Here is a 16,474-nt window from a genome sequence, read left to right as displayed (position 1 = left end):
CCCTGGGTGCCGCACCCCACAGAATCGGCCCCGGCCCCCGGGAGGACCCATGTCGCAGTCGCCGGCACCGACGACGCCCCTTGCGAGCGTCGTCATCCCCGCTCACGACGAAGAGGCCGTGCTCGGCCGGACCCTTGCGGCGGTGCACCGCGACCTCCCGGACGACCTGCGGCTCGAGGTGGTGGTCGTCTGCAACGGCTGCACGGACGATACTGCCGGGGTCGCCCGTCGCTTCGCCGCGGCACGGCCCGACGTCCGGGTCGTCGAGGTCGCCGAGGCCTCCAAGTCCGCCGCGGTGGCGGCCGGCAACGCCGTGGCCACGGTCTTCCCCCGCCTCCACCTCGACGCCGACGTCGAGGTGGACGGGCCGAGCGTCGTCCGCCTGGTGCACGCCGTGAGCCGCGGCGGGGTGCACGCCGCCGGGCCCCGTCGGGTCGTCGAACGCAGTCGGAGCAGCCTGCTCGTGCGCTGCTACTACGACGTCTGGGAACGCCTCCCGCAGGTGCGCGACGGCCTCTTCGGTCGCGGCGTCGTCGCTCTCTCCCGGTCCGGGCAGGAGCGCGTCGACGCCCTGCCCCGCGTGATGAGCGACGACCTCGCGGTCTCCGAGGCCTTCTCCCCGTCCGAGCGCACCGTGGTCGAGGAGGCCGTGGTCCTGGTCCGCGCACCGCGCACCACCGAGGACCTGCTCCGTCGACGCGCCCGCGTCGTCACCGGCAACCGGCAGGCCGACGACGCCGGGGTCCGCGGCCACGGTGCCGCCACCTCCCTGTCCACCCTGGTGCGCCTGGCCCGGGGGGAACCCCTGTTGCTCCCGCGCCTGGCGGTCTTCCTCGGCGTGACCCTCGTGGCCCGCAGGCGGGCGCGGGCGGCCATCGTTGCCGGCGACTTCGCCACCTGGGAGCGCGACGACAGCTCCCGGGTCGGCTAGTCGACCGTCTCGGGAGCGAGGGCCTCGCCGTCGGTGCGGTAGACCTCACCGGTGCGGGGGCACCTGTGGCGTCCCCCACCGAGGTCCTCGAGGGGCACGCCTGCTCGTCCGACCCACCCGACACGGCGTGCGGGCACACCCGCGACCAGCGCGTGGTCCGGCACGTCCTGGGTGACCACCGCGCCGGCGGCGACCAACGCCCACCGCCCCACCGTCACCGGGGCGACGCACACCGCACGCGCTCCGATCGAGGCACCGTGACGAACGGTGACCCCGACCGCCTCCCAGTCGTCACCGGTCTTCAGCTCGCCCCCCGGCGTGACCGCGCGCGGGAAGTAGTCGTTCGTGAACACCACAGCAGGACCGATGAACGCACCGTCCTCGACGACCGCGGGCTCGTAGACGAGGGCGAGGTTCTGGACCTTCACGCGATCGCCCAGCACCACGCCCGGCCCGATGTAGGCACCCCTGCCGATGATGCACTCGCTGCCGATGCGCGCGTGCTCCCGGACCTGCGCGAGGTGCCACACGCGCGTGCCCGACCCGACCACGGCACGGTCGTCCACATCGGCCGTCGCGGCGACTTGCAGGCGTGTGTCCACGAATGTCCCCCCTTGTGCGTCCATCCCTCGGAACGGGCGCTCGCATCGTTCTAGACCGCTGCGTCACGGGCCGCGACGAACGCAGGTCGGCGCGTGTTCAATCCTGCACAGCGGGACCTCGGATCCGCAACGTCCGCCCTTGAGCAGGAGCAGGAACCCATGGTCGCGCTTCCCGTCCGCCCCACCCCTACCAGGAACCACGTCGCGCGCGCCTGCGTCGTGGCCCTGGTGCTCGGCCTGCTCACCCTGGTGTCGACCATGCCTGCCGAGGCGGCCGGAGATCCCTGCGGTCCGAGCGGCAACGCCATCTCCTGCGAGAACAGCAAGCCCGGCAGCCCTCCGTCGGAGTGGGACGTCGACGGCTCCGGCAGCAACACCATCCAGGGCTTCTCGACCGACATCAGCACCAACGTGGGCGGGACGATCGACTTCAAGATCGACACCTCCGCCAAGGCCTACACGGTGGCGATCTACCGACTGGGCTACTACGGCGGCCTCGGCGCCCGCAAGATCGCCGACGTCAAGCCCTCGGCGTCCCTCCCGCAGTCCCAGCCCCAGTGCGTGAACGACACGGCGACCCTGCTCTACGACTGCGGGAACTGGGGCGTCTCCGCGTCCTGGTCCGTGCCGTCCACGGCCGTCTCGGGCGTCTACATCGCCCTGCTCGAGCGCACCGACACCGGGGCATCGAGCCACATCACCTTCATCGTTCGCGACGACACCAGTCGGTCCGACGTGGTCTTCCAGACCTCCGACCCGACCTGGCAGGCGTACAACACCTACGGCGGCTCCAACTTCTACCAGGGCAGCCAGTACGGCCGCGCCTTCAAGGTCAGCTACAACCGGCCGGTGCTGACCCGTGACGGCATCGGGGGCCGTGACTTCTTCTTCGCCAACGAGTACCCCGCGATGCGGTTCCTGGAGAAGAACGGCTACGACACCAGCTACATCGCCGGAGTCGACACCGACCGTTCCGGGGCGCTGCTGAAGAACCACAAGGTGTTCCTCTCCCTCGGCCACGACGAGTACTGGAGCGGCACCCAGCGCAAGAACGTCGAAGCCGCCCGCGACGCCGGCGTCAACCTGCAGTTCCTCAGCGGCAACGAGGTCTACTGGCGCACCCGCTACGAGCCGTCCATCGACACCGGCAAGACTCCCTACCGCACCCTCGTCTCCTACAAGGAGACGTGGTCGGACAGCAAGATCGACCCCTCCTCGGAGTGGACCGGCACCTGGCGCGACCCACGCTTCGCCTCCACCGCTCAGGGCGGTGGTCTTCCCGAGAACGCCCTGACCGGCACGATGTACCGCTCCAACTACACCGACCTGGCGATGCAGGTCCCGGCCGCCCTCGGCAAGAACCGGCTCTGGCGCAACACCAGCGTCGCCACTCTCGCGCCAGGCGCCACCGCGACCCTCGCGCCCCACACCATCGGCTACGAGTCCGACGAGGACGTCGACAACGGGCGCCGGCCCGCAGGACTGATCCGGCTCTCCAGCACGACGGGCGCAGCGCCGGAGATGCTCACCGACTACGGCAAGGTCACCAAGCCCGGGACGACCACCCACTCCACGACGCTCTACCGTGCCCCGTCCGGGGCGCTCGTGTTCGGTGCTGGCACGGTCCAGTGGACGTGGGGCCTCGACGCGACCCACGACACGCCGTTCGCCCCGGAGCCCGCCGACCAGCGGATGCAGCAGGCCCAGGTCAACCTCCTCGCCGACATGTCGGCACAGCCGACCACCCTCGCGGCCGGCCTGGTCCCGGCGACGGCCTCCTCGGACACCACCGGCCCCGTCGTCAGCATCACCTCCCCCGACGCCGGGACCCGCACGAGCAACGGGACGAAGGTGACACTGACCGGCACGGCGACCGACGCGACCGGCATGGTGGCGGGCATCGAGGTGTCGACCGACGACGGCGCGACCTGGCACCCGGCCACCGGGACGACCGCGTGGACCTACAGCTACGTCCAGCACGGCACCGGGCCCACGCCGGTGCGGGTCCGCGCCACCGACGACAGCGCGAACACCGGCGCGGTCGCCACGCGGTCCTTCGACGTCTCGTGCCCGTGCAGCGTCTACGGCAGCGACGTCCCCACCAACCCCTCGGCCAGCGACACCAGCCCGGTCGAGCTCGGACTGCGCTTCTCACCCACCACCGACGGAGCCGTCACCGGCGTCCGCTTCTACAAGGCAAGCACCAACACCGGCACCCACGTCGGCTCCCTGTGGTCAGCGAGCGGCACCCGCCTCGCCACGGTCACCTTCGGCGCCGAGTCCGCCACCGGCTGGCAGCAGGCCACCTTCTCCACGCCGGTCACCGTGAGCGCCGGAGCCACCTACGTGGTCTCCTACACCGCTCCCAAGGGTGGCTACTCCGCCGACACCTACGCCCTGGCCGAGTTCGGCATCGACGCCACTCCCCTGAGGGTCGAGGGCGGTTACGGCAAGACGCCCGGCGGGGTCTACGGCACCGCGGGCACGTTCCCCAACCGCAGCTTCCAGAGCACCACCTACGCCGTCGACGTCTTGTTCAAGACCGCGGCCCAGGCACCCCTGGTCGTGAGCGGCGCCTCCCCGGTCCCGGGAGCCACCAGCGTGCCGACCGGTTCCCGCGTCAGCGCGACCTTCACCAAGCAGCTCGCCCCGGGCACCGCGGCGGTCGCCGTCAAGGACCCGGGCGGCACCACGGTGCCGGGCTCCACCACCTACGACGAAGCGTCGCGGACCGTCACCTTCGTGCCGTCCCAGGCGCTGGCGCCAGGAGCGCGTCACTCCGTCGTGGTCTCCGGTACCGACACCTACGGCAACTCCGTCTCCGACGGTGGTTCGTGGACGTTCACCACCGCCAAGCCTGCCGCTGCTGCGGGGGTGTGTCCCTGCACGTTGTTCGACGACGCCACCCAGCCCGCCGTGCTCGACACCGGTGAGACCGTGCCGGTGACCGTCGGCACCCGGTTCAGCACGACGCGTGACGGGCTCGTGACGGGCCTGCAGTTCTACAAGGCGGCGGCCAACACCGGCACCCACGTCGGCACCCTGTGGTCCTCCAGCGGCCAGGTCCTGGCCTCCGGCACGTTCACCGGCGAGTCGGCCGCCGGGTGGCAGAGGCTGTCCTTCGCAGATCCGGTCCAGATCAACAAGAACACCGACTACGTCGTGTCGTACCGCTCGACCTCGGGTTCCTACCCCGTCACCGCCAGCGGCTTCTCGACCAGCGACCTCTCGCGCGGCCCCCTGGTCGTCGGGCCGTCGGCCGGTGTCTACAACTACTCCAACTCGTTCCCCTCGAGGGCCACCTCGACGAACTACTTCGTCGACCCCGTCTTCGACCGCCTCCCGGCCTCGATGAGCGTCACCGGACAGGACCCCGCGCCCGGTGCGGCCGACGTCCCCCGCGACACCTCGGTGCGTATCTGGTTCAACGACGCCCTCGCCGCCGGGTGGTCCATGTCCGTGACCGCGGGCAGCACCCCGATCGACGGGTCGGTGCAGCCCAACCTCGACGGCACCGGGCTCGTCTTCAGGCCCTCGGCCACCCTGCCGGCCGGCACCTCGCTGCGGGCGACCGTCAGTGGCATCACCTCGGTTCAGGGCGTGTCACTGGCAGACCAGACCTGGACCTTCACCACGAGCACCAACGATCCGGCGGTCGCCGAGACGCTCTTCAGCAACCAGGTGCCGACCAACGAGGCCGTCAACGACTCCTCGCCGATCCAGGTCGGCACGGCGTTCACGCCGGCCAAGAACGGCACGGTGACGGGGATCCGCTTCTACAAGGGCTCCGGCAACGGCGGCACCCACGTGGGGTCACTGTGGTCCTCCGACGGCACGCGCCTGGCCTCGGTGTCGTTCCCCAGCGAGACCCCCAGCGGGTGGCAGACGGCGAGGCTCGGGACGCCGGTCGCCGTGAAGGCCGGCACGACGTACGTCGTCAGCTACTTCGCGCCGCAAGGCCACTACGCCTCGACGCCGAAGTTCTTCAACAGCCCGCTGGTCAACGGCAACCTGACCGCCCCGTCCGGTGGCAACGGCCGCTACGCCTACGGCACCGCGTCGAGCTTCCCGACCCAGTCGTTCCAGGCGAGCAGCTACTTCGTCGACGTGCAGTTCGTCGCGGACCGTACGCCGCTCGAGGTCGTCTCCCGGACCCCGCTCGCCGGTGCCACCTCGGTGCCCCTGTCGACCAATCCCTCGCTGTCGTTCAACGTGCCGCTCGCAACCGGGGCCACCATGACCCTGAAGCAGGGCGCCACCCCCGTCGCCGGGAGCACGGCGCTCTCGGAGGACAAGAAGACGCTGGCGTTCAAGCCGGACTCAGCGCTCGCGCCAGGCGCAGGCTTCTCCGTCACCGCAAGCGGGCTCGTCTCGAGCGAGGGCGCGAGTCTCGACCCGGTCACGTGGACGTTCAGCACGGAGGCCCTCGCAGCACCCACGGCGACGCTCTTCGGTGACCTGCTCCCGGCCACGGCGTCGTCGGGCGACACCGCAGCCATCGAGATCGGCACGGCCTTCACCCCCTCGGTGTCCGGCGCCGCCACGGGCGCGAGGTTCTACAAGGGCCCGGGCAACGGTGGCACCCACACGGCGTCGCTGTGGACCGCCTCCGGCACCCGGCTCGCGACCGCGACCTACGTCGGCGAGAGCGCCTCGGGGTGGCAGCGCGTCAACTTCCCCAGCGCCGTGCAGCTCGCGGCAGGACAGACCTACGTCGTGAGCTACTACGCCCCCCAGGGCAACTACTCCGTCACACCGCAGTTCTTCGCCGGTCCCTGGACAGCCGGCCCGCTGACCGCACCGTCGACGACCAACGGTCGCTACCGCTACGGCGCCGGCGGCGGGTTCCCCACGGGGTCCTACCGCGCGACCAACTACTTCGCCGACATCGTCTTCCGTCCCGACAACTAGACCGCTCCAGGACGTTCGTCCCGTCAGGTCGACCGCGGCGCGTCCATGACGGAGGATCGCGAGCGCGCACCCCACCTAGGGAGATCTCGATGAACACCCATGACGCGCTCGGCGTCGCCGTCGTCGGCGCCGGCTACTGGGGCCCCAACCTGGTCCGCAACTTCGCGGCCAGCGAGGCCTGGGAGGTGCGCTCGGTCTGCGACCTCGACCTCGACCGGGCTCGCCGGGTGGCCGGCGGCCGGTCCGACGTGGAGGTCACCGACTCCCTCGAGCAACTGTTGGAGCGTGACGACGTCGACGCCGTCGCCGTCGCCACCCCGGCACGAACCCACCGCGACATCGCGATGCAGGCGCTCGCCGCCGGGAAGCACGTCCTGGTCGAGAAGCCTCTCGCCGACAGCGTCGAGCACGGTCGCGAGATGGTCGAGCTCGCCGAGCGGTCCAACCTGGTGCTGATGGCCGACCACACCTACTGCTACACGCCGGCCGTGCTGAAGATCCGCGAGCTGGTCGAGTCCGGGGAGCTCGGCGAGATCCTCTTCGTCGACTCGGTGCGCATCAACCTGGGCCTGATCCAGCCCGACGTCGACGTCTTCTGGGACCTGGCGCCGCACGACCTGTCCATCCTCGACTTCATCCTGCCCGGCGGCCTCCGCCCCACGGGCGTGGCCGCGCAGGGTGCGGACCCGCTCGGAGCGGGACGCTCGTGCGTCGGCTACCTCACCCTCCCCCTGGCGGGCGGGGCCATGGCACACGTGCACGTCAACTGGCTCAGCCCCACCAAGATCCGCCAGATGGTCGTGGCCGGCTCGCGCCGCACGCTGGTGTGGGACGACCTCAACCCCCAGCAGCGCGTCAGCGTCTACGACCGCGGGGTCGACCTGCCGGAGATCACCACCTCACCGCAGGACCGCCGCGACGCCACGATCTCCTACCGCCTCGGTGACACGTGGGCACCTGCTCTGCCCGAGCGCGAGGCGCTCGGCCAGATGGTGACCGAGCTCGCGGCCGCCATCACCGACAAGCGGGCCGCCCGCACCGACGGCCGGGCCGGGCTGCGTGTGCTGTCCGTGCTGGAGGCTGCCGCCACCAGCCTCGCCTCGCACGGCGCCCTCGTCGACGCCGGCTCCGACCTCCCAGGAGACCCCCGATGACCGACCTGCGCGGCGCCACCGTCCTCGTCACCGGGGGCGCCGGCACCATCGGCTCGACGCTCGTCGACCAGCTCCTCGACGCGGGGGTCGGCCACGTCGACGTGCTGGACAACCTGGTCCGTGGCCGCCGAGCGAACCTCGACGACGCGCTCGCGTCCGGCCGCGTGGACCTGGTCGACGGGGACATCCGGGACCGCGACCTCGTCCACGACGTGACGCGTGGCAAGACCCTGGTCTTCCACCAGGCCGCCATCCGCATCACCCAGTGCGCCGAAGAGCCCCGGTTGGCACTGGAGGTGCTCGTCGACGGCACCTTCAACGTCTACGAGGCCGCGGTGGCGCAGGGAGTCGAGAAGGTCGTCTCGGCGTCGTCCGCCTCGGTCTACGGGATGGCCGAGCACTTCCCCACCGACGAGCGGCACCACCACCACGACAACGACACCTTCTACGGCGCGGCCAAGTCGTTCAACGAGGGCATGCTGCGCAGCTTCCGGGCCATGCACGGTCTCGACCACGTCCTGCTGCGCTACTTCAACGTCTACGGCCCCCGGATGGACGTCCACGGGCTGTACACCGAGGTGCTCGTGCGCTGGATGGAGCGCATCGCCGACGGCCGCCCCCCGCTGATCTTCGGCGACGGCCTGCAGACCATGGACTTCGCCTTCACCACCGACATCGCCCGAGCGAACGTCCTGGCTGCGGCGAGCGGGGTGACCGAGGGCGTCTACAACGTGGCCTGCGGCGTGGAGACCAGCCTGCTGGAGCTCGCGCAGACACTGCTGCGCGTCATGGGCTCCGACCTGTCCGTCGAGCACGGCCCCGAGCGCGCCGTCAACGGCGTCGTACGTCGCCTCGCCGACGTCTCGGCGGCCCGTCGCGACCTCGGGTTCGAGGCGCAGGTCCCGCTGGAGCAGGGACTGCGCGAGCTCGTGGCGTGGTGGCGCCCACTGCGCGAGGAGATCGCGGCCGGCCGTCAGGTGACCGCACCATGAGCCGGCTCAACGTCATGCAGCCCTGGCTGGGGTCGGCGGAAGTCGAGGCCGTGACGGCCGTGATCGAGTCGGGCTGGGTCGCACAGGGGCCGCGCGTGGCCGAGTTCGAGCGCCTCTTCGCGGCGCAGCAGCAGGCCGAGCACGCCGTGGCCGTGTCGAGCTGCACCGCGGCGCTGCACCTGGGGCTGCTCGTGGCGGGCGTCGGCGAGGGCGACGACGTCGTCGTCCCCTCGTTCTCCTTCATCGCCACCGCCAACGCGGCCACCTACGTCGGCGCCCGTCCGGTCTTCGCGGACGTCGACCCCGTGACCGGCAACCTCACCGCCGAGACCGTCGCGACCGCTCTGACCGACCGCACGCGCGCGGTCGTGCTGGTCGACCAGGGCGGCGTGCCGGCCGACCTCGACGCGGTCCGCGCGGTGTGCGACCCCCGGGGCGTCGTGGTGCTGGAGGACGCCGCCTGCGCCGCCGGGGCGACGTACCGCGGTCGCCCCGTCGGGGCCGGTGCCGACATCGCCGCGTGGTCCTTCCACCCCCGCAAGATCCTCACCACCGGGGAGGGCGGGATGATCACCACGTCGCGGGCCGACTGGGCCGAGCGGGCGCGGCGGCTGCGCGAGCACGCGATGAGCGTCTCGGCCGCGGCACGCCACGCCACCGTCCTCGCGTCGCCCGAGGAGTACGCCGAGGTCGGCTTCAACTTCCGGATGACGGACCTGCAGGCAGCGGTCGGGATCGTCCAGCTCGGACGGCTCCCCGAGGTCGTGGCACGACGTCGCGAGCTCGCCGCGTCGTACGCCAAGGCGATCCACGAGATCTCGGGCCTGCGCCCGGTCACCGACCCCGAGCACGGCACCAGCAACTTCCAGTCCTACTGGGTCGAGGTGGGCGACGACTACCCGACCGACCGCGAGGGGCTGCTGGCCCGGCTCGCCGAGGCCGACATCTCGGCGCGGCGCGGCATCATGGCCGCCCACCGGCAGCCGGCGCACGCCCACGTCGGTGCCCACCTCCCGGTCACGGACCTGCTGACCGACCGCACCCTGATCCTGCCGTTGTTCCACCAGATGTCGGAGTCCGACCAGGCCCGCGTCCTCGAGGTGCTCCGCCATGACCGATGACGGCTCGCCGCTGACCCTGGTGGGGGCCAGCGGGCTCGCCCGCGAGGTCGTGGCGATGCTGACCTCCGGGCCCCGGCCACCGCGGCTCTCGCTCATCGACGACTCGCCCTCGCGGTGGGGAACCACGGTCGCGGGAGTGCCGGTGCGATCCCACGGCCTCGACGGGCTCCGCGACCCCGGCGGGCGGTGGCTGGTCTGTGTCGGACGTGGGTCCTCCCGGCGCGACCTGGTGCGCAGGCTGCTGCTGTCCGGGGTCCGTCCGGACGCCTTCGCCACGGTCGTCCACCCCTCGGTCGAGGTCCCGCCGGGCTGTCTGGTCGGGCCCGGGAGCATCGTCCTCGCCGGGACCGTGCTCACCACCGACGTCGAGCTCGGGCAGCACGTCGTGGTGATGCCCCACGTCACGCTGACCCACGACGACGTCGTCGACGACTTCGCCACGCTCTGCGCGGGCGTCTCCCTGGGCGGCGGGGTGCACGTGGCGGAGGCCGGCTACGTGGGCATGAACGCGTGCGTGCGCGAGCGGACCCGGGTCGGCAGGGACTCCGTGCTCGGCATGGGATCCACCCTGCTCGTCGACCTCCCGGACCACCAGACCTGGGCCGGGAACCCGGCTCGTCCCCTTCCCTCCAGCCACGAGGAGTCGAGCGCGTGAGCATCCCCCTGGTCGACCTGGCATCGCAGCAGGCCGAGATCGCCGACGAGGTCCGCGAGGGCCTCGATCGCGTCTTCGAACGGACTGCCTTCGTCGGCGGCGAGGACGTCACCCGCTTCGAGGCTGAGTACGCCGCGTTCAGCGGCGCCCAGCACTGCGTGGGGGTGGCCAACGGCACCGACGCCCTCGAGCTGGCCCTGCGCGCGAGCGGTGTCGAGGCCGGGCAGGAGGTGGTCCTGCCGGCCAACACCTTCATCGCGACGGCCGAGGCCGTGTCGCGCACCGGGGCGACGCCCGTCCTCGTCGACGTCGACGAGGAGCACCTCCTCATCGACCCCGGGGCCGCCACGGCCGCCCTGGGCCCGCGCACGGGCGCGGTGGTCCCGGTGCACCTCTTCGGCCAGGTCGCCCCGGTCGACCTGCTGCTCCCGGCGACCGGAGCCGCAGGGGTCCCCGTGGTCGAGGACGCCGCCCAGTCACAGGGTGCGACCCGTCACGGGAGGGGCGCGGGCACCCTGGGCGCCGCGGCCGGGACCAGCTTCTACCCCGGGAAGAACCTCGGTGCCGCCGGCGACGCGGGTGCCGTCACCACCGACGACGCCGACCTCGCGCAACGGGTGCGTGTCCTCGGCGCCCACGGGTCGCCGACGAAGTACGTCCACGACGTCATCGGCATGAACTCCCGTCTCGACACCGTCCAGGCGGTCGTGCTGCGCGCGAAGCTGGCCCGGCTGGAGAAGTGGAACCAGCTGCGACGCGACGCCGCCGAGCGCTACACCGCGATGCTCGCCGATGTCGACGGGGTGCGAGTCCCGACCACGATGTTGGGGAACCGCGACGTGTGGCACCTCTACGTGGTCAGGCTGGAGGAGCGCGACCGGGTGCTGCAGGAGCTCATCGCCGCCGGCGTCGGCGCGGGCATCCACTACCCCACCCCCGTGCACCTCACCGGTGCCTACGCCCACCTCGGCCTACGAGCGGGCACGTTCCCCGTGACCGAGAAGGCGGCCGGCGAGATCCTCTCGCTCCCGATGTTCCCCCACCTGAGCACCGAGCAGCAGGAACGGGTCGTCGACGCCCTGAGCACGGCCGTACGCCGGCCGCGCCGATGACATGACCCTGCGCGATCCCGCCGCCGAGACGGCTGCCGAGAGGGACGCCGAGACGGCTGGACCGGAGCTTGCTCGTCGCGTGGGCCACGGTGCCCTGTGGGCCGCGGCCAGCAACGTCGTGATCCGTCTGGGCAACATCGCGGTCACCGCCGTGGTCGCCCGCCTCCTGGCCCCCGAGGAGTTCGGCGCCTTCGCCGTCGCGCTGGCGGTCTTCATGGTCGTGACCAGCCTCGCCGAGCTCGGGATGGCCTCGGCCGTGGCGCGCTCGCGCTTCGACATCGATGACATCGCACCCACGGTCACCACCATCTCGTGGGCCGTCAGCGTCGTCCTGGCGGTGGCGATGGCGATCGGGGCACCGGGGATCGCCTCGGCCGTCGGTGTCCCCGAGGCGGCGGGGGCGGTGCGGGTACTCGCGATCAGCCTGGTGCTGACCGGGTTCTTCGCGGTCCCGGGCGCTCAGCTCGCCCGCGACCTCGGGCAGGACCGCCTGTTCCTGGCCACGGTCGCCGGCTTCGTGCCGGCCAACGCCGTGCTGCTGGTCCTGGCGCAGTCCGGCGGCGGCGCCACGGCCTTCGCGTGGTCCCGCGTGGTGGGTCAGGTCGTGACCGGCGCCGTGATGGTCGCGCTGCTGCAGCGTCGCTACCGGCCGGGCTGGCAACGTCACCTGGTCCGACCTCTCGTGGCCTTCGGCCTCCCGCTCGCCCTGGCCAACCTGGTCAACTGGTCGCTGCTCAACGCCGACTACCTCATCATCGGGCGTCTCCTCGACGCCGCCGAGGTCGGCGTCTACATGATCGCCTTCTCGATGGCGAGCTGGACCACGGCGATCCTCGGCTCGATGCTGAACAGCGTGGTGGTCCCGGCGGTGTCCCGGGTTCGGGACGACCCCGTGCAGCTGCCCGTGTACCTGGTGAGATCGGTCCGCCTCGTCGCGATCGTCGCGCTGCCGGTGTGCGCAGGGTCGATCGCTGTCTCGCACACTCTCGTCGTGGCCGTCTTCGGGCAGCGGTGGGCCGCTGCCGGGCCGGTACTGCAGGTGCTGGCCGTCTACGGCGCGGTCTTCGCCTTCTCGCTGCTCGCCGTCAACGTCCTCGTCAGCCTGGGTGCGACCCGTTCGCTGCTGCTCGTCCAGGTGGCCTGGGTCGTCGTCCTGGTGCCGCTGCTCGTGGTCGGGATCCAGGTCGACGGCCTGCGCGGCGCCGCCCTGGCCCACGTGGTCGCCATCACGGCCGTCGGCGCCCCCCTCTACCTCGGGGCCCTGCGGCGCTCCTGTGCGTTCGACGTGAGCGCCGCGGCCCGCTCGCTGCTCCGGCCCGCGGTCGCCTCCGCCGCGGCCGGCGGGCTCGCCTGGGCGCTGGACCACGTGGTCCAGTCCCCGTGGGGGTCCCTCGGGCTGGCCGCCGCGGGCGCCGGTGCGCTGTACCTAGCCCTCCTGCGGCGCGACGTGCGCGAGGTCCTGGGGGTGCTGCGACCCGTCGGCGACCAGGACGAGCCGGCTCCGCGGCCCACGCGCCCGGTCGGCGTGGATCCCGCCTCCCCCGTCCTGGCCCCGGAGCCGAACGGGTCACCGATGAGCGTCGTGATCGGTCTCGAGGGGCTCGCGCTGGGAGGCTGCCCCATCAATGCGCTCGACCTTGCGGTCCGCCTGCGTCGACGAGGTCACCGCGTGCACGTGTTCGCCGTGGACGAAGAGGTCCCCGTCTCGGTCGTCCCGTACGCCGAGCAGGTCGGCGTGGAGCTCGAGCTGCTGCCGTCGGACCCCTCCTGGGCGGCCCAGGCGAGGCGTGTGGCTGCGATCGCCGACCGCCACGAGGCCGACGTCGTCCACGTCTTCGCACCCTGGCTCGGGCCGGTGGCGACGTTGGCGGTCTCGGCGTCCCGTCGCCGGTGCAGTGCGCTGGTCACCAACTGGACGATGGACAACGTCTCGTGGCTGCCGCGACGCACACCCCTGCTCGTCGGGACCAGGGAGATGCAGCGCGAGGCCGCGGTCGGTCATCGGGCCCCGGTCTGGTTCATGCCGCCGCCGGTCGACACCGACCTGGACCGCCCCGACGACCAGGCGGGCGACCGGTTCCGCCACGCCTGGGGACTGACGGCGGACGACGTGGTGCTCTGCATCGTCTCGCGTGTCGACCGGTCGATGAAGCTCGAGGGCATCCTCTGCGCGATCGCGGCCGTCGAGCTGCTCGACGACGCCCGGCTGCGCCTGGTCGTCGTGGGCGACGGCGACGCCTCCGAGGTGGTGGCCCGGTCGGTCGCTGCCACCAACGGCCGGCTGGGGAGGCGGGCCGTCGTGACGACCGGGTCACTGGTGGACCCGCGGCCTGCCTACGCGGCGGCCGACGTCGTGCTCGGCATGGGCGGGTCCGCGCTGCGCGGTCTCGCCCACGCCAAGCCTCTCGTGGTCCTCGGCACGGGCGGCTTCTCGCTGGCCCACGACGAGACAAGCCGTGCTCACTTCGACGCCCAGGGCTTCTTCGGGACGCACGGGCCGGCGGACCCGGTGCACCACCTCGCCGAGCAGGTCCAGCGGCAGCTGGCACGCCGCCACGACGACCTCGGTCCGCGAGGTCGGGAGCAGGTCGTCGCGCACCACGGGCTCGACGCGTGCACCGACCAGCTCGTGCTCCGCTACCGCGAGAGCCTGACCCTGCGGCCCTCGCCGGCGGTGCGCGCCCTCGATGCCTCGCAGCTCCGGTGGCGTGAGCGGTTGCGTGACGCGCGCCGTGCCGTGCGCGGGGCGGGCCGGCGATGAGGTCCACGATCCCGGCCGTCGCGCCGCGCATCGACTTCCTCGACGGCGTGCGTACCGTCGCGGCCCTCTTCGTGGTCGCGCACCACTGCTGGCTCCAGGTCTACCCGGGATACCCCGCCAACACGGGCCCGGCGTGGTCCGGGTGGATGTTGTACGGCCACGTGGCCGTCTCGGTGTTCATCGTGGTCTCGGGCTTCTCCCTGTCGCTGGGCCCGGCGCGACGCGGCTGGTCGCTCTCGGCCGGAGGCGCGACCGAGTTCCTGCGACGCCGCGCGTGGCGCATCCTGCCGACCTACTGGGCAGCGCTCGCGCTGTCCTGCGTCGTCTACGGACTGGTGACGCGGTCGGTCACGGGGGCGGCGGTGAGCCCCAAGGCGATCGTGGTCCACGCGCTCCTGCTCCAGAACCTCGTCGACAGCCCGAAGCCGAACGGCGCCTTCTGGTCGATCGCCGTCGAGTGGCAGATCTACTTCCTGTTCCCCGCCCTGCTGCTGCTTCGACGGCGCTGCGGAGTCGTGCCGCAGCTGCTCACCGTGCTCGCGGTGGTGGTCGTGGGCTACTACTTCGCCGACCTCCTCCCCCTGGGCCGCAAGTTCCTCGACCTCACCCCCCAGTACATCGTGCTGTTCGTGCTCGGCTCCGCCGCGGCCCAGCTCCTGTCGCACGCAGCAGCCCGGTGGGCCGCCGCAGCGGCCGCCGTCCTGGGCACGGCGTTCATCGGTCTGTGCCTGGCGCTGGGTCCGGTGCCGGTCACCGGGGCCTATTTCTGGGTCGACATGCTGGTGGGCCTTGCCACCGCCTGCCTGCTGGCCGCGATGCACGCGGGCCGCGCCACCCTCGCCCGGCGTGTGCTGTCCGTGCCCCTGCTGCTGTGGACGGGGCAGTTCAGCTACAGCATCTACCTCGTCCACGCGCCCGTGATCTGGCTGCTGTGGCACTTTGCGGTGTCGACCTGGTCCGTGTCGGGTCCCGCCCTCCTGCTGGCCTACCTCGCCACCGCGCTGCCGGTCGTGATCGCGTCGTCGTGGGTGTTCTTCCTCGTGTGCGAGCGCCCGTTCCTCACGCACCGATCCTGGGACGACTGGGCCCGGGCCCTCCGCCGGCAGCGGGTGGGGCAGCAGCCGGCGGGTCCAGCGGGCTCGGGTCGACCGACGGCTCCCGGCACCAGGGGTCCAGCCTCACCAGCGGATGCCTCCGCACCGGCAACAGGTCGGGCTGACGGCTGACGGTGAGCAGGGCCCACACGGCGCACCGTGCGTCGCGGGAGCCCGCCAGGGCCCAGCAGAGCTCGCGCAGGAGCACGAGCCCGTAGTAGGCGGCACTGGCAGTGAGGTGGTGCCGCCTGCGGTAGAGACGCACTCGGTTCAGCGCCTGCATGGCGTAGAGCTCCGGGCTCGTGCCCGACCCGGCACCCTCGTGCCGTGCGCGGGCACGTGGCTCGAACCAGGTCTCGAGACCGGCGTCGCCAGCGCGCAGGCAGAAATCGGTCTCCTCGGAGTACATGAAGAAGACCTCGTCCATGGGTCCGACCCGGGCCCGGCACTCGGCGCTGACGAGCACCACCGCCCCGGTGGCCCAGTCGACAGGATGGGCGCGGGTGTAGTCACGCTCCTCGTGGACGATCTCGCTCACGCGGGGACCACCGGAGCGACCCAGCCCGATCGACCTCAGCAGGGTGGGCCGCCGGCGCAGGGAGCGGGCCACCGAGCCACCGGCCTCCTCCAGCGTGGGCACCACGATCCCGGCACCGGAGCGTCGCAACCGATCCCTCATGGTCGCGACGCAGCGAGGCTCGAGCCTGGTGTCGGGGTTCAGCAGCAGCACCTCGGCCGAGGCACCGCTCCGGACGACGCCGAGGTTGTACGCCGCGGCGTAGCCGTGGTTGGGCGAGGTCACCACCGTGCAGTCGCCGCGGGACCGCGCCAGCTCGACGGTCCCGTCACGGGAGTCGTTGTCGACGACGTACGTGCGGAAGGGGACCCCCTCGCAGGCCTCCGGGAGGCTGTCGAGGAGGTCCCCCAGCACCGCAGCGCTGTTGAACGTCACGATGATGATGACCAGGTCGTCACGCATCGCCCGAGACTAGTGGAGCAGCGGCGTCAGGAACCGGGCGTCACCGAGGCTCCGGTGCGGTCGTCGATGTTGCCGGTCCACGTGACCGAGGCGTTGCGAATCAGGCCGTAGCCGTAGTACCCCTTGGCGATCCGGTTGTTGGTGTACCGGATGCCGGTGATG

Annotated in this window: 10 protein-coding genes and 1 pseudogene; 9 read left to right on the top strand and 2 right to left on the bottom strand. The window is 72.1% G+C overall.

What is annotated here, in order from left to right; genetic code table 11:
- Positions 1–49: 49 nt before the first annotated feature.
- Positions 50–931, top strand: coding sequence for a glycosyltransferase family 2 protein (locus tag ASG49_RS08185; RefSeq protein ID WP_082533951.1), 882 nt, complete (start codon positions 50–52; stop codon positions 929–931).
- On the opposite strand, the gene ASG49_RS08180 is transcribed toward ASG49_RS08185, so the two are convergent.
- Positions 928–1,533, bottom strand: a complete 606-nt coding sequence (locus ASG49_RS08180) for an acyltransferase (RefSeq protein WP_235561980.1) — start codon at positions 1,531–1,533, stop codon at positions 928–930. The genes ASG49_RS08185 and ASG49_RS08180 overlap by 4 nt on opposite strands.
- A 159-nt stretch (positions 1,534–1,692) precedes the next feature.
- On the opposite strand from ASG49_RS08180, the gene ASG49_RS08175 reads away from it, so the two are divergent.
- The 8 genes and pseudogenes from ASG49_RS08175 to ASG49_RS08140 all read left to right on the top strand — a co-directional run.
- Positions 1,693–6,444, top strand: coding sequence for a DUF4082 domain-containing protein (locus ASG49_RS08175; RefSeq protein WP_056540080.1), 4,752 nt, complete (start codon positions 1,693–1,695; stop codon positions 6,442–6,444).
- 89 nt (positions 6,445–6,533) lie between these two features.
- A complete protein-coding gene (locus ASG49_RS08170; protein WP_056540077.1) occupies positions 6,534–7,598 on the top strand; it encodes a Gfo/Idh/MocA family protein in 1,065 nt (354 codons plus the stop codon).
- A complete protein-coding gene (locus tag ASG49_RS08165; RefSeq protein WP_056540074.1) occupies positions 7,595–8,590 on the top strand; it encodes an NAD-dependent epimerase/dehydratase family protein in 996 nt (331 codons plus the stop codon). Before ASG49_RS08170 ends, ASG49_RS08165 begins: the two co-directional genes overlap by 4 nt.
- A complete protein-coding gene (locus ASG49_RS08160) occupies positions 8,587–9,711 on the top strand; it encodes a DegT/DnrJ/EryC1/StrS aminotransferase family protein (protein WP_056540071.1) in 1,125 nt (374 codons plus the stop codon). Before ASG49_RS08165 ends, ASG49_RS08160 begins: the two co-directional genes overlap by 4 nt.
- Positions 9,701–10,366, top strand: a complete 666-nt coding sequence (locus tag ASG49_RS08155) for a hypothetical protein (RefSeq protein WP_056540069.1) — start codon at positions 9,701–9,703, stop codon at positions 10,364–10,366. The genes ASG49_RS08160 and ASG49_RS08155 overlap by 11 nt, the downstream gene beginning before the upstream one ends.
- The gene (locus tag ASG49_RS08150) at positions 10,363–11,478 is read left to right on the top strand and encodes a DegT/DnrJ/EryC1/StrS aminotransferase family protein (protein WP_056540065.1); all 1,116 of its coding nucleotides are present in this window, start codon (positions 10,363–10,365) and stop codon (positions 11,476–11,478) included. The genes ASG49_RS08155 and ASG49_RS08150 overlap by 4 nt, the downstream gene beginning before the upstream one ends.
- 79 nt (positions 11,479–11,557) lie before the next feature.
- Positions 11,558–14,239: an oligosaccharide flippase family protein gene (locus ASG49_RS08145; protein WP_056540062.1), complete on the top strand. Its 2,682-nt coding sequence runs from the start codon at positions 11,558–11,560 to the stop codon at positions 14,237–14,239.
- Positions 14,236–15,249, top strand: a pseudogene (locus ASG49_RS08140) (acyltransferase family protein); the annotation flags it as partial. The gene ASG49_RS08145 and the pseudogene ASG49_RS08140, both read left to right, overlap by 4 nt.
- 49 nt (positions 15,250–15,298) lie before the next feature.
- Here the strand turns inward: ASG49_RS08140 and ASG49_RS19295 are convergent.
- Entirely contained in the window at positions 15,299–16,312 is a 1,014-nt protein-coding gene (locus ASG49_RS19295; protein ID WP_082533949.1) for a glycosyltransferase family 2 protein, read from the bottom strand.
- Between the last annotated feature and the right edge of the window lie 162 nt (positions 16,313–16,474).

The sequence above is a fragment of the Marmoricola sp. Leaf446 genome (assembly GCF_001424755.1).
In the GTDB taxonomy this organism is placed as follows: Bacteria; Actinomycetota; Actinomycetes; order Propionibacteriales; family Nocardioidaceae; genus Marmoricola.
Note: the sequence above shows the minus strand (reverse complement) of the source record. Positions and strands in the feature narration are given on the sequence as shown.

Bases quoted from the DNA above. Each gene is read 5' to 3' on its own strand.
- ASG49_RS08175 (WP_056540080.1), top strand. From the start codon at position 1,693: ATGGTCGCGCTTCCCGTCCGCCCCACCCCTACCAGGAACCACGTCGCG.
- ASG49_RS08170 (WP_056540077.1), top strand. From the start codon at position 6,534: ATGAACACCCATGACGCGCTCGGCGTCGCCGTCGTCGGCGCCGGCTAC.
- ASG49_RS08155 (WP_056540069.1), top strand. From the start codon at position 9,701: ATGACCGATGACGGCTCGCCGCTGACCCTGGTGGGGGCCAGCGGGCTC.
- ASG49_RS19295 (WP_082533949.1), bottom strand. From the start codon at position 16,312: ATGCGTGACGACCTGGTCATCATCATCGTGACGTTCAACAGCGCTGCG.
- ASG49_RS08185 (WP_082533951.1), top strand. From the start codon at position 50: ATGTCGCAGTCGCCGGCACCGACGACGCCCCTTGCGAGCGTCGTCATC.
- ASG49_RS08160 (WP_056540071.1), top strand. From the start codon at position 8,587: ATGAGCCGGCTCAACGTCATGCAGCCCTGGCTGGGGTCGGCGGAAGTC.
- ASG49_RS08165 (WP_056540074.1), top strand. From the start codon at position 7,595: ATGACCGACCTGCGCGGCGCCACCGTCCTCGTCACCGGGGGCGCCGGC.